This window comes from Spirosoma fluminis, from assembly GCF_054778895.1.
On the sequence record NZ_BAAGZD010000041.1, the window covers coordinates 959,509 to 973,904 of the forward strand.

Consider the following 14,396-nt stretch of genomic DNA (forward strand, 5'->3'; position numbering starts at 1 on the left):
TAAAGCAACGTGGCTATCACGTACGACATACGTGATAGCCACGCTTAGAATAACTTGAGTTGCATCCTGGCTGGATGACAGTACTAATCGCGGGCGCACAGCTCCACTACTTAATTCACGTTAGCTTACTCTTCTCGCGCAGATGCTTTATATACACCAAACTCGGCTAGCTGCACCTGACCGTTCGCATTCGTTATCATCAGCCTCAGCTTATTGCTACGTACCGCCGGGAAACGTAACAGCCGCTTATGGCCTACTGTGGTAAACGACTGAAGCGGTTGCCAATCGGAGCCATTCCAGTACTCGACACGGCCATTAGCGATATGCTGTCCATTCGCAATGTTTTCCTGAATCACAATCCGATCGAACGTCTGCTCCGAGCCCAGATCGATGGTCAGTGGCTGCGTAGCCGCCAGGGTTGTAAACGTAGCCAGTTGTTTGTCGGTCAGTTTGGAATTGCCCGAAACAAGGTTCTTTTTAAAAGTCTCATCCAGGATACGTCTGAACTCTTTTAAATTTGCTACGTCCTGATCGGCCAACAGACCTTCCCGATTTGGCGGTACGTTCAAGAGTAATAAACTATTACGTCCAACCGATTGATAGTAAAGATTTACCAGATTTTGGGGTGATCTGACCTTGCTATCCTCCGAAGCATGGTAAAACCAGCCGGGTCGGATCGATACGTCGGTTTCGGCGGGAACCCATTGCTTTCCGGCAGCATCCCCTCGGTTCAGGTACTTAGAATCGGCTTTTCCCGGCGCCAACCCTTCGGTGTTGATTGTCGACCAGCAGGTTTCGCCCGCGTTACCCGCTTCATTACCGACCCAACGAACATCCGGTCCGGCATCGGAAAACAAGACAGCATTCGGCTGTAGCTGCCGAACGAGCGCCCAATAGCCATCGAAGTCGTAGGTCATATCTTTGGCGTTCTCGCCCTTCGCCCCGTCGAACCACACTTCCGAAATCGGTCCGTAGTTCGTTAGCAGCTCGCGAAGCTGGCTTTTGTAATAGTCATTGTAGCTGGCCGTACCGTAGCGGGGCTCGTGACGATCCCAGGGCGACAGATACACGCCAAACTTAAGTCCAAACTCCCGGCAGGCATCGGCAACTTCTTTCACAACATCGCCTTTACCACCTTTCCAGGGGCTGTTTTTAACCGAGTGCCCGGTCATTTTAGACGGCCACAGGCAGAACCCATCGTGGTGTTTCGCCGTCAGAATAGCCATTTTGAAACCGGCGTCTTTTAACGCTTTAATCCATTGACGCGCATCCAGCTTTGTCGGGTTGAAAATAGCCGGGCTTTCGGTACCATCGCCCCATTCTTTATCGGTATACGTATTCACGGTAAAGTGCAGAAAAGCCGTTGTCTCAAGCTGCTGCCAGTTGAGCTGGCGGGCCGTTGGCTTGGGAAAATCGTTCTTTTGCTGTGCGAACGCAACGGAGATACTTAACAGACTCGTTAGCAACAAGCCCTTCATAACCTTATGTTTCATGTCGTCTGATTACGTCTAGACTGCAAAGAAGCCAATAAATTGAGTGTCGTGGATAATCTGGAACGCCTTTTTGCTTAGGGTAACGCGAACGCTACGTACCGATCCCCGGACTTTGTTTTGAGTTTACCGCCCCCGCAGGCAATGACGATATATTGTTTGCCCTGAACAGCATACGTACTCGGTGAGGCATAGCCAGCCGCTGGCAACTGGGCCCGCCATAACTCTTTGCCCGTCTCTGAATCAAAAGCCCGGAACAGCTCATCCCGGCTGGCGGCAATGAACAAGAGCTTGCTGGCCGTTACCAGCGGTCCGCCGTAATTGTCGGTTCCCGTGGGCGGTATGCCTTTGGCAATGAGTTCTGGATATTCACCGAGTGGTATCTGCCAACGGCGCTCACCCGTGTTCAGGTCAATGGCGGTTAATGTTCCCCAGGGCGGTGTACTGACGGGATAGCCATTCGCATCGTACCAGCGATTATAGCCGGTATGCTGATACGGCACAGCCGCCTGCCGTGTATTGACAACGGTCGATTGTGTGTTCTTCTGAGCCAGAAAATCAATGATTGCGGTACGTTCCGTTTCAGACAGATGGGCGAATGAGGGCATCATGCCCCGACCTTTTAAGAGAATCTGATTCACCTGCGCTGTAGACAATCGCTTGTCAACGGCCACCAGCGATGGATAGGACCCATCATGATTACCGCGACGATCGGCACCGTGGCAGGCAGCACAGCGTACGCTATACAGTTGCGCGCCGGTCATGGCAGCTCCCGTCGGCTGCTGTTCACGTTTTACCAGCGACGTGTACACCGGAATCTCCTTCGACGGTACGTATAGTATGCCTTGCGGGTCAGCAGCGGCCCCGCCCCACTGGCCACCACCATCCGTGCCCGGAAAGAAAATGGTCATCTTCTCTGTACCGGGAATATAGACCCGACCCGTTTGAGCCTTCCGCAGTACGTTCAGCAATGAATCGCGATTCGCAGCAAACGGATTCAAATCGGTTTCGGTAAACGACTGCCGGGCGAAGTACGGCTTGACCGGAATGGGTTGCGTGGCGCTGGGCTGCTCACCCACAACTGCCTTCTCAGAAACCGGCTGTTCGTTTACCGGAAATAAAGGCTTGCCCGTTACCCGATTGAACACAAATATGTAGCCCTGCTTCGTAATCTGGGCGACCGCGTCAATACGTCTGGGTCGTCCATCGGGATCTTTCTGCACAACGGTAAGCAGGTTTGGCGGAGCGGGCGGGTCACGATCCCAGATGTCGTGATGCACCAGTTGGTAATGCCACAGTCGTTTACCCGTGTTGGCATCCAGGGCCAGTAAGCAATTCGCAAACAGGTTATTCCCTTTCCGATTGCCGCCGTAAAAGTCGTAAGCGGCCGAGCCAGTCGGGATAAAGACAATGCCTCGCTCCCGATCGATAGCCATACCGGCCCAGGCATTGGCCCCACCCACGTGCTGCCGCGCCGGATGTGGTGACCAGGTGTCGTAACCGAGTTCGCCAGCCTTCGGAATGGTATGAAATGTCCAGATTAATTTTCCCGTCCGGGTGTCGTAAGCACGAATATCCCCTAACAAGGCGGTTTCACTTTCGGCCACGCGAGCGCCAACAATGATCAGGTTTTTATAGACGGTATTGGGGGTATTCGATACTACGTACTCATCGGCTCCCGGACGTTCTATCCCTTTTTTAAGGTCGATACGTCCGCCCTCGCCGAATGACTCGATTGGTTTCCCGGTCAGTGCATGTAAGGCGTACAGCCATTTACCCGCCCCGAAAAAGATACGTCTATTCGTGCCATTGGCCCAATACGTAACGCCCCGGCTGGTTGTTCCACCATTATCGGCAATCGCTGTTTTCCAACGTTCCTGTCCCGTAGCCGCATCCAGCGCAAATGCCTGCGTTCCAGCCGAAACGCCATACAACACACCATCAATAACGATGGGATTGCACTGCATCTGCGTCCGGTTCAGCGCCGTGTCGACCCCACCCGACGCATACGACCACGCTACCCGAAGCTGTGTTACGTTTTGGGGATTGATCTGCGACAAGGCTGAATAGTGACTCCGTGCGCCGTCGCCGTTGTATTCCATCCAGTTAGTATCCGGAATAGGCTCCCCCGGCCATTTGCTCGCCATCAGGCACATTATCAATACAATGACGAGCAACGAACGTAGCATGGTTTTATTAGCTGAGCTGACTGTTTAGGCTTAGAAAAAAGAGATAAGAGTAAACAATTTTTTATCAGCCCGATTTTGGCAGGAATGACAAAAAAGCATCGTTTCAAGTAGTTAGCTTTCACGTAGGCTAGCTAATTGCCGCTCAAAATCCTCCAGAGAAAGGTGACCACTCGCAAACTGGTTTTCCACCAGGGTCATCTTCTCGCTGTTCGACAAAGGTCGGCTATAAATACGGTCCAACTGATCCGTTTCGTCGGCAACCGGCTCCAGTACATGCCGACGATGCTGATAAGCTTCAAAATAGCGAATACCAAATCGTCGTTGCGAAACGGCATTGAAATGAAGCTCATCAGGGTTGGCCCTTAATCCGGATGCCGTTACAAAATAACAACTGGGCTGTGAGCGGGCGAATGCTAACAGCGCCTGATTGACGGCGTCAAACTCCGTAAAATACGTACCATACCGTCCGTTGGGAATGTAATGACCGAGTTCGCCTACGATAAGAGGGATTTGAGGGCTATTGAGTTCACGACGAAACGCTTCTACCAAAACAGCGAACTTCTCATAATAGCGGCTGGATCGGTTCTGAAAGCAATCATTCTCGCCCTGATGCCACAGAATGCCCTCAATCTGGCTACTCCGCTGGGCCAGCCGAGCCTGAAATACCGCATGGTCAAAAAGCACTCCGCCGACCGACCAGTCGTCAAGACTCGCACCACCTTCCGCAGCCGGAATAAGACCAATCTCTTCAGTCCCGTTTTTCAACCGCCAGGCCGCGGCAAACGAAGCCCCAAGACCAATTCCCGCAAAAGGTCGATCGTAATTGACAGGTTCGGTCATAGTTTGCCAGCGCCCATTCCGCAGCATTTTTATGTGTTCGTCGTAAATGGGTGGAACCTCATTCAGAAATCCACGGCCCGACATATTGGACTGCCCAACTAGTAAGAAGGAATGCACCATGCTTTTTTAAGGAATCTTTTCGAACGCTTGCATACTACGTAAAAGCGCCCAGGTATGCGTTCCAAATTGGAAACGAGCCAACAACCCAATCTAACGTGAGTTATGGATAAACGTCATAATAAATACCTAATGATCAACCCTTTGCTGACGCGTATCCGCCGTAACGGGGACGCGCGTCAGCTTTTGTAATCCGCGTTATTTCAAGCTAACCAGCGACGGATTATACAACTTCGAGTGTGCTTGCTTGAGTTGAGCTTCGGGCATTTTCACCACCTTCCGGTCATAGGTCATCAGCCCGTTCGTTTCCACTTCAACATCAGTTGTCTGGGTGTATACAGCTGCCGATAAACCGCGCTTTATAAGATCCTCGAAGCGATCCATGAATGTCATGTAGCGGGTGGTCATTTCTTCGGCACTCTTAAACGTCTGGTATCCCCAGTTGTTCTTCGACTGCCAGGTATGCCCTTCCAATGGTAAACCAAGTCCGCCAAACTCGCCTAGAACGATTACCTGCTTCTGACCAAAATAGGCAGGATCAGGCATGGCGGGTGCGGGATAGTTGTGTAAATCCAGGATGTGGCCAACCGGATGAAAGTTGCCCCCGCTGGCGCTGTTCACTAGTCGCGATGGATCGTATTCCATCGTCCATTTCGTAATTTCTTCGGTCTTAAACTGGCCCCAGGCCTCATTGAAGGGCACCCACATCACAATCGATGGAAAGTTGTGGTTAGCATCCATAATGGCTTTCCACTCCGTTCGGTACGTCTGCTCCGATTCAGGTGTACGGTTCCGGTCGGTCGCTTTGCCAATGATGCCGGGCCGTTGCTCCCACTCGTTACCCATGTCGCCACTGGGCATATCCTGCCAGACCAGCATACCCAGCTTATCGCAGTAGTTATACCAGCGTGCCGGCTCAACCTTTACGTGCTTCCGGATCATATTAAAGCCCATTGCTTTGGTCTTTTCAATATCGAAACGAAGGGCTTCGTCGGTTGGCGCGGTGTACAACCCATCAGGCCACCAACCCTGGTCGAGCGGCCCGTACTGGAACACAAAGCGGTTATTCAACAGCATCCGGAGCACACCATTATTGTCAGGGGCAACCGAAATCTTCCGCATGGCAAAGTAGCTTTTCGCTTCATCGACGACCTTTCCATTGCGAACAACGGCTACGGTCAGGTCGTACAGAAACGGGCTCTCTGGCGACCATAGTTTCGGCTCATTTAGGGTTAAGACCGCATCCTGCCCACTATTCACTTCCTGCTCGGCTACTTTCTGACCATCGGCAAAAGCCGTAATCCGTACCCGGTCGGTACTTCGCAGATTTCTTATAGTCGGCTTTACGGCCACCGTTTTCTTGTCAATGTCCGGCGTCTGTTTGGTAGATGCGATATAAGTTTTTGGAACAGCTTCCAGCCAAACGGTTTGCCATATACCCGTTACCGGCGTATACCAGATGCTTTGTGGACGCTTCAGCTGCTTACCGCGTGGCTGTGGCCCGTCGCTGGTTGGGTCCCAAACGCGCACCGTTACGTCCTGCTGCGCTCCTTTTTTCAGAAATGGCGTAATGTCGAACGAAAATGGGTCGTAGCCACCCTGGTGCGACCCTGCTTTCTGGCCGTTTACGTACACGTCACACTGCCAGTCTACGGCTCCAAAGTGCAGCAGCACATTTTGCCCTTTGAATTTGGCCGGAATCGCGACGGTACGTTTATACCACAAAACGCTGTCTTTCCCCACCGTTTTCCCGACGCCCGACAGGGAAGATTCAACCGCATAAGGAACCAGGATTTTGCCGTTGAATGTCGCGGGTGCCGTATCTGAGGCAGCCTTTGGCAAGAGCGCGTAGTCCCATAGTCCGTTCAGGTTAAGCCAGTTACCCCGTACGAGCTGTGGCCGTGGGTATTCGGGCAGGACGCTGGCCGGGTTTACTTTATCGGCCCAGGGCGACATAATTTTACCCTGCACCGGTTGCCAACCCGATGACTGCGCCTGGGCCAGGTAATTTATCAGAAATACGGTGAGAAGCAGAAATGACTTTTTCATAAGTAAGATTCAATCAGTAGACAGAGTACAATGCATAAAGCAGTCAGACCGCATTTTCTTATCGGCTCATCTTAATTTCAACCAAGTTCCCGATCGCCGAAACAAATCAAGCGTCTGACTGGTAACGTATTAAACATACCATTCTGTGGCTACCAAATCTGAAGAGTTTACCATTGGGGTTGAAGAAGAATATCAGATCATTCACCCTGACACCCGTGAGTTACGTTCCCGCGTACAGGCGATTCTGCCCAAAGCGCAGGCGACGCTGGGCGATCAGGTGACGCCCGAACTGTACCGGTCGCAGATTGAGATCGGTACGTCTATCTGCCATACCGTCAGCGATGTGCGCCAGGAGCTAACGCATTTACGTCGGCACGTGATTGAAGCCGCCGGGAAAGAAGGAAGCCGCATCGTTGCCGCCGGAACCCACCCGTTTTCGCACTGGGAAGATCAAAAACTAACGGCAAAGAAGCGCTACGAACAGATCGCCACAAGTTACCAGCAGCTGGCGCGGGAGCAGCTTATCTTTGGCTGCCATGTGCACGTCGGTATACCGAACCGGGAACTGGCGATTCAGGTCATGAACCGCTCGCGTCCGTGGCTGGCTTCGCTACTGGCCTTAGCGAGCAACTCTCCGTTCTGGCTCGGTGTCGATACCGGTTACGCCAGCTTCCGAACCGAACTCTGGGGGCGTTGGCCAACGACTGGAGTGCCCCAGGTATTTGAATCGTGGTCGGAGTACGAACGCGTAGTGGCCGAACTAATCTCGACTGGTATAATTGACGAAGCGTCCAAGATTTACTGGGACATTCGCCCCTCATCGCATTACAATACGTTGGAGTTTCGGGTATCTGACGTGTGCCTGACGGTCGATGAAGCTGTTCTTCTCGCCGGTTTAATACGCGCATTGGCCCGCACTTGTGCTGACGAAGCCGAACGATTCGTGGAAATTCGTCACGTTCGACCGGAGATTTTACGTGCGGCTCACTGGCAGGCAGCGCGTTTTGGCCTTGAGCAAAATCTGATTGATACGTCGGCCAGTCAGGCCATTCCGGCCCGGGCTATGATTGATAAGTTGCTGGCCTATGTACGACCGGCGCTGGAGGAATATGGCGAGTGGGATGAAGTTTCGGCGCTCGTCAGAGCTTTATTTAAACGCGGTAACGGAGCTACCCGGCAGCGTAAGGAATATGCCAAGCGCGAAAGCCTCGAAGACGTTGTTGACTTTATGATTGCCGAAACGGCTAAAGAGAACAGCTAAGCTATGCATACATAACTTCTTTTTGTCATCCCGAGGCATGACAAAAAGAAGTTATCCAACACTCACGTTAAACCAGCCCCTCAATCAGTTCAGACGACTTGTTCGATCATACGGATGTAGCCGCCGATGCCCTCCTCAATTTCGCGGAGGTAGATAAACTCATCGGCTGAGTGAGAGCGCCCGGAGTGGCCCGGACCGCATTTCAGCGACGGGCAGTTTAGCACCGCCTGGTCCGACGTAGTTGGTGAGCCATACGTATGGCGACCTAACGCAATACCCGCCTGTACAATCGGATGATCGGCCGGAATACTCGATGGCTTCAGCCGGATGGAACGGGGTTTGACTTCCGATTGGAGGTTGGTCCGGATGGTTTCGATCACCTCTTCGAGGGTATACTGTTCTGTCACGCGCACATCGATCGTGAACGTACAGGCATCGGGCACTACGTTGTGCTGCGTGCCGGCGTTAATGATCGTGACCGATAACTTCACCGGCCCCAGCGTTGGTGACACCTTCGGAAATTGATACGTGGTCAGCCAGTTTATATCCTGAATAGCCTTATAAATCGCGTTATCGCCTTCGTTGCGGGCGGCATGACCACTGACACCCTGTGCGGTACAATCCAGAACGAGCAATCCTTTTTCGGCAATGGCCAGCTGCATTTCGGTGGGTTCGCCAACAATCGCAAAACTGATGGGGGGCAATTCGGGCAAGAGTAACTCCAGCCCGTCGCGGCCGGAGATTTCTTCTTCAGCGGTGGCGGCCATCACGATGTTATAAGCCATATCGGGTCGGTCGTGGAAGTAAGCGAAAGTCGCCAGCAGCGACACCAGACATCCGCCCGCATCGTTACTGCCGAGCCCAAACAGCTTATCGTCGCGCTCAAGGGGTTCAAACGGGTCGAGCGTCCAGGATTTGTTGGGCTTAACCGTATCGTGGTGTGAGTTTAAAAGCAGCGTTGGTTTCGCCGGGTCAAAATGACGGTTTTTAGCCCAGACATTATTCTTAAGCCGCTGATACGGTATCTGCTTCGCCCGAAAGAATACTTCAAGTAAAGCGGCTGTTTTGTCTTCCTCCCGACTAAATGAAGGGGTTGCAATTAATTGTTTCAGCAGGGCAAGCGCGTCGATAGACAGGCTATTTTGTTGAGAGGTAACATCCGTCAATTGAGGCATAAAAAGAAAGATTGGCCGCTCAAAGATACAACCAACCCGCGGAATAGCGGGAGTGCGGCTGGCGGTTGTCTATGAAAGCAGTATATTATGTACAAAGCAAACGAGCGCGGTTCGGGTTAGACGTGTGCTTTTATGGACGTACCATCAGCTTTATCAGCCTGCACAAAACGTCCGTTAACCTGCTTCAACCACAGCAGCACGACTCCAGCCCATAATCCAACGGATAATAGCAACATAATCTCGCCGAAATAAGGCAGATAGCTTCCCCCTTTCTGCAACACCGATTCGATAACGAGTCCGCCCTCCGTTAAGGTAAAGAACAAGATTGTTGCCCCAAACGCGCCTGTTGACCAACGTAGTGTTTTGCGCTGCAAAGCCCAGGCCAGCAAAAAGAACGTAACGAAGCCGATAAATACCAGATGCAGATAGGCAATAACCAGGTGCCGCTGCTGAAACGTCCACGCAGCCGCCCACGGTAAGGCTGACAGGAGCTGCAGGCTTAACTTCAGGCAAAAACTGAACAGGGCCAGCCTGAAAAGCCGGTAAGCGTTGGAGTCGAGCGGCTCACTTACTTGTCTCCTATGCGCAAGTAACCAGCGAATCAGCCATGCTCCTACTCCTGCCTGGACAAATGCCGACAAACCACTCAGCAGCCAGACAAGAAGCGGTGGATTCGTCCAGAGTGCTGACAATGCGGTGGTGCCTATACATGACCCAACTAGCACGGCAACCAAGCGACGTTCGGTGGGCTGAGTAAGGGCTAAACCGCGCTGTTCGGTCCAGCGGAACAGTAACGCCAGGCAGCCAAAGACAAACCAACCATTGTACAAAAAATGAAGATAGAAATAAATGGCCAGGTTGTACCAAATGCTTTCTTGCAGATCACGCGCTTTTAGAACGCCGAGGGCATAAGGGCCTAGTGTCGATGCTACCAGAAACAGCAAGCCCCACCGCAGCAGACGAGTCGACAAGCGCCGATCCCACCGGACATCCTGCCAAACTCGCCAGGCCAGGTAGTAGGAAATAAAAACGTGTAACGTGGAAAACGCGATTGACCCGGCGGCATACCCCTGCATCGGGAAAAATGTGAGCATACCCAAAACGGCCAGTTGCAACCCAATCCACACCCGCCGGTAAGCCACCGATTTCCCCGACTCCACAAACGTGTTGACAACAGCCAGGTACAGGGCATTGAATGTCCAGCCGAGTAACACCACATGGGAGTGTGTATGGAGCAGAAACGTATAGTTCAATTCGGTAATTGGCCATACGAGTTGGTACCGAAGCAGGACGCCAATCGCGCCCGCCACGACCCACCATCCCATTGCCAGTCGCCAACCTCGCTGCTCGTGTTGTAGAGCATTTACCACGCCCGCTTCATTCATCTTCATCAAAATACGGTATTACGCAACGACGCTCTGGTGGTGTCCCTTCAATTAAGGCAGTAGGATGCCTTACAACTGATTAGCCTCAAGTGCCAGTGCCTTCGGAAACAAGATATTGTTTTCCAGGTGAATGTGTTGCATAAGATCAGTCTCCAACTCGGCCAGTTTGCTCAGCAACAGCCGGTGGGAGTTACAGGCATCGACCGGGGGAATATAGTTGTTTGTAAGTTCTTTAAGTTGATACAAAAGCACCCCGGCAGAGTCGTGTTCATGCTCCATACAGTCAATGGGCGCTTTCAGCGAGAGGAGCTGAACGTCTGACATCGACTCAGGGCTACGCCGGGCCGCTACTGACTGCTTGATAAAGGGAAACAAGGCAATCTCCTCTTTGTGCAAATGCGCCAGCAGATCCGCCTTTAGCTCCTCAACTAGCTGACGTACTACCTTCAGGCCGGGATACCGATCGCCATGTTTAGTCGATACCTTAATAGCCAGTTCTTCGAGTAAAGGCAGGTTTTTATACAGGTAGCCATGGTGAACGTTCAGGATGTAATCAGCTAAAAAGTCGAGGTTCCACTCGTCGAACCGTTCGGTCGGCAGGCGCTCGGTGGTTTGAAGTTGGTGCAAGGCATCAAGTACCGTTTCCACAGCTACCTCAGCCTGTTGACAGGCCGCAGCCAGCGTTCGCTTTCCGTTGCAGCAAAAATCAATGCCTGTTTGTTTGAATACTTCAGCCGTCCGTATATCGTCGGCAACAATCTCACCGACCGTTATGGCGCTGGCGTCAAAATCAGATGCTGTTATCATATTTCTGTGTATACACGTTCTGACCGGTCAACGGCCAATACTAACTAGCAATGGTTTATGAACTGACCAACCGATAGAACGTGGCTTGTTTAATTCAGCCTTAAAAGTAAAGAAGCCATTCAGTACCCTACTTGACCAAAGTAAGGTATCCGGCTGATTTAGGTCATCATCCTAATCTTTGCGACCTACTTATTTTGACCGATTGACTCAATGAGTGAAGTACTGATGCTTATCGACGTTAATTGGTATTCATCCATCCGGATATGAGAACTCCATCTTTCTCCCTTCATTCGCTACTGGTGCTGCCAATAGCCATTGCCTCCTTATTGCTAGGTATCTTTAGTGGATTAGGCCGTTTAGGCTGGAATGTCCCGCTCACTGAAGCTCTTGGTCAGCACGGCGCCTTGATGATTGGTTCTTTTTTGGCTACGCTCATTCTGCTCGAACGGGCCGTGGTTTTCAAGACCCGCTGGGCATTGGTGGGCCCCGCCTTGAACGGCCTGAGTCTCCCGGCTTACTGGCTCAACCAGCCGGCGCTGGGTCATGCCTTGCTGGTTGCCGGGAGCTTAAGTATGGCTCTAATGACTTATCTGTTTCTGATTCGCCATCGGCATAGCTATTACTACGTTCTTTTCGGCGGAAGTGTCTGCTTGGTTGTAGGGCACATCTTACTGCTAAACACAGGATTTTATCCACTTGCTGCTCCGTGGTGGATCGCCTTTTTGCTGCTAACCATTGTGGCCGAACGACTCGAACTGAGCCGTTTTTTACCCGTAACTATCTGGCAACTTACCCTTTTATGGCTAGCACTGGCTTTGTTCGTGGTGAGTTTATTCCTGCCATTTCATGGGTTTGGCGGTTCTATTGCGGGAGTTAGCTTACTGCTGATTGCCACGTGGCTGCTCCGCTACGACATGGCTTTTAAATCGATTCGCAAGCCTGGTCAACCTCGCTATAGTGGTATAGCTCTTATCGTCGGGTATGGCTGGCTGCTCGTCAGCGGAGGGTTATTTCTGCTTCCGGAGCAGACCGTATTCTGGTACGATGCGGCCCTTCACAGTTTTTTTCTGGGCTTCGTGTTCTCCATGATTTTTGCGCATGCGCCTATTATCCTGCCCGGAATTTTGGGCCAGCATAAAGTGTTGTTCCACCCGGCTTATTACGGGTGGATAGCCTTAAACAGCCTTGCCCTTTTCATTCGACTCATGGGCGACTGGCACCAGCAAACCGCTTGGCGGGCAACCAGCGGAATTATGCAGGCGGTAGCCCTGATCGGCTTCTTTGGTACCGTTGCGGTAACGGCCTACCGGATCTTATCACCAGCCCCTTCTCCTGAAAGCGTACCGGTCTGATTTACCTGTCAGCACGCTCAGACAGAAAACGGGTTGGCAACTACATATCGACCTGGGTAGCAACCCGTTTCAATACGTATTGCTACGGCGCTATTTTTTACATACCAGCATGCATACCGTGCTGACCATGCCGATAAGGCACTTTTCGGTCGTAAATACAGCTCCTGTTTCAAGCATTATCAGGATAAGGGAACGCCACCAAGAATGGCTTCGTCGTTCGGCTTTATAATCTGCGCACAGGGATAGTACACAGAGCGAAACAATAAGTACCGCAGCCGCCAGGTGTTAAGTGCGCCGTGCACTTCTGCTGGGGTGAATCACATAAAAGTATATTGTTTACGATGAGCGCTGTGGTGTTCGATACACTTCCCGGCAATTCAGTACACTTATTGACTCACCTTAATCACTATACACACGACTCCGTCGTCTAAACTACAACTGATCAATCTACTCTTCGTAGAATTTTACGTCCCGCTCCCGAAGAAATGCCTTGATTACATCTACATGAACGCACTGGCCAACGTTTAGAAATGGGTAGTTCGACACCCGGCTTTTGCGGCCGTTCACGAGTACCTGACGATCTTCAATATCAAAGCCAAGGTGCAGGTGCCGGGTAGCCGATTGCATACCGTAGATAATGCCTTTAGGATCGAACAGCGGTCCTCCACTTTGTCCGCGCAGGCCGGGCGTACTCATTTCAATACCCGTAATGGCTTGCTGATCGCTCAGTAATCGGGTAATGATGCCATCAATCGGAAAATGGGGTGAAGCGATACGTCCTTCCGTAGTCCATTCAATATCGTCCGTAGATGGATTGTAGCGATAGTTCGTAAATTCAGGAAAAGGGTATCCGAGCCGGCACAGGCTGCGACCCGGCTTTACGCGGCTGGTATCGCCCAGCAGTACGGCATGGGATCGGTATAGGGTTCGGTTGTAGCCCTTGAAGCGCAGAATGGCCAAGTCCTGAGTTGGGTGCGCGTCGATGGTCAGTTCTTTGTACTGATCTACGCAGGAAATAAAGCTGTTTCGCACCCGAATTATCGTGTCGGATTTCAGCTTAAACGTTGTTTCTAGCTGACTGATGCGCTGCCCGGCGTCCTTTTCGCGCAGCACATCCCGGCGGGCACCCTGAAAGCTCCGGTAATTCTGATGAATTGTATCGGTCTGTGCAATGAGTTCGGCTACGTGCTTGCAGGTGACGGCACAGCCTTCTTCATTCACAAAAAATAACGTAGCACTGCCCGGTACGATCTGATCGTGACCATACAGCCGGACAATGGAGTGCACAGGTCGGGTAAACGGATCAACGCGTTCAATGGCGTCAACAAACATAAGCAACAGAGTAAGTCGGTGAGCAAGTCGATTGATTGGCAAAATAAACGATTACCCGCCAACTTACTTGCTCACCGATTTTGTAGCTGCTTCAATCCGTCTACTTTTTGGCTTTCACCTTTATTTCAGCGGGCACTACGGCCCCACCGGCACTGGCGCTATCGGGTGGTGCCTGCTGCGGAGCACTCATGCTCGATGAGTTAAGCGTATCGCCCTGGCGGCCAAATACGGAACTATCGGCAGTGGCATTGGCCGAATCGCTCATGGTACCTGTCGACGTCGATTCGCTGCTATTTTCTTTGTTTCCGGAACAACTCCAGACGGTCAGACTGGCCCCGACCAGTAAACCCGTTAAGAGACTGTGTTTAATCCGGTTTGCATTCATACGTGTCATCGTTT

General features: G+C 51.8%; 11 protein-coding genes. 2 read left to right on the forward strand and 9 right to left on the reverse strand.

The features are described 5' to 3' along the window. Positions 1 to 125: 125 nt before the first annotated feature. From ACYVBJ_RS25835 to ACYVBJ_RS25850, 4 genes are all read right to left on the reverse strand, one after another. A complete protein-coding gene (locus tag ACYVBJ_RS25835) occupies positions 126 to 1,493 on the reverse strand; it encodes an alpha-L-fucosidase (RefSeq protein WP_460985175.1) in 1,368 nt (455 codons plus the stop codon). A gap of 74 nt (positions 1,494 to 1,567) precedes the next feature. Next, positions 1,568 to 3,646: an outer membrane protein assembly factor BamB family protein gene (locus ACYVBJ_RS25840; RefSeq protein ID WP_460985283.1), complete on the reverse strand. Its 2,079-nt coding sequence runs from the start codon at positions 3,644 to 3,646 to the stop codon at positions 1,568 to 1,570. Positions 3,647 to 3,790: 144 nt separating this feature from the next. Then, positions 3,791 to 4,639 carry a sialate O-acetylesterase gene (locus ACYVBJ_RS25845; protein ID WP_460985176.1) on the reverse strand — a complete coding sequence of 283 codons (849 nt, stop codon included), beginning with the start codon at positions 4,637 to 4,639 and terminating at the stop codon, positions 3,791 to 3,793. Between the two features lie 195 nt (positions 4,640 to 4,834). Further along, a complete protein-coding gene (locus ACYVBJ_RS25850; RefSeq protein WP_460985177.1) occupies positions 4,835 to 6,685 on the reverse strand; it encodes a glycoside hydrolase family 2 protein in 1,851 nt (616 codons plus the stop codon). Between the two features lie 145 nt (positions 6,686 to 6,830). Here ACYVBJ_RS25850 and ACYVBJ_RS25855 point away from each other — a divergent pair, with 145 nt between their 5' ends. After that, a complete protein-coding gene (locus tag ACYVBJ_RS25855; RefSeq protein WP_460985178.1) occupies positions 6,831 to 7,946 on the forward strand; it encodes a carboxylate-amine ligase in 1,116 nt (371 codons plus the stop codon). Between the two features lie 89 nt (positions 7,947 to 8,035). Here the strand turns inward: ACYVBJ_RS25855 and ACYVBJ_RS25860 are convergent, their stop codons facing one another. The 3 genes from ACYVBJ_RS25860 to ric form a co-directional block, all read right to left on the reverse strand. Next, positions 8,036 to 9,121 carry a M20 family metallo-hydrolase gene (locus ACYVBJ_RS25860; RefSeq protein WP_460985179.1) on the reverse strand — a complete coding sequence of 362 codons (1,086 nt, stop codon included), beginning with the start codon at positions 9,119 to 9,121 and terminating at the stop codon, positions 8,036 to 8,038. Between the two features lie 116 nt (positions 9,122 to 9,237). Beyond that, positions 9,238 to 10,512 (reverse strand): hypothetical protein, encoded by a 1,275-nt coding sequence (locus ACYVBJ_RS25865; protein ID WP_460985180.1) that lies wholly within the window; start codon positions 10,510 to 10,512, stop codon positions 9,238 to 9,240. Between the two features lie 63 nt (positions 10,513 to 10,575). Further along, entirely contained in the window at positions 10,576 to 11,313 is a 738-nt protein-coding gene (gene ric, locus ACYVBJ_RS25870; RefSeq protein WP_460985181.1) for an iron-sulfur cluster repair di-iron protein, read from the reverse strand. Positions 11,314 to 11,576: 263 nt separating this feature from the next. On the opposite strand from ric, the gene ACYVBJ_RS25875 reads away from it, so the two are divergent. Continuing rightward, on the forward strand, positions 11,577 to 12,665 hold the full coding sequence (locus ACYVBJ_RS25875; RefSeq protein WP_460985182.1) for a hypothetical protein: 1,089 nt from the start codon (positions 11,577 to 11,579) through the stop codon (positions 12,663 to 12,665). Positions 12,666 to 13,112: 447 nt separating this feature from the next. On the opposite strand, the gene ACYVBJ_RS25880 is transcribed toward ACYVBJ_RS25875, so the two are convergent. Then, positions 13,113 to 13,997 (reverse strand): trypsin-like peptidase domain-containing protein, encoded by an 885-nt coding sequence (locus ACYVBJ_RS25880; RefSeq protein ID WP_460985183.1) that lies wholly within the window; start codon positions 13,995 to 13,997, stop codon positions 13,113 to 13,115. A 100-nt stretch (positions 13,998 to 14,097) separates the two neighbouring features. Beyond that, entirely contained in the window at positions 14,098 to 14,382 is a 285-nt protein-coding gene (locus ACYVBJ_RS25885) for a hypothetical protein (protein ID WP_460985184.1), read from the reverse strand. Between the last annotated feature and the right edge of the window lie 14 nt (positions 14,383 to 14,396).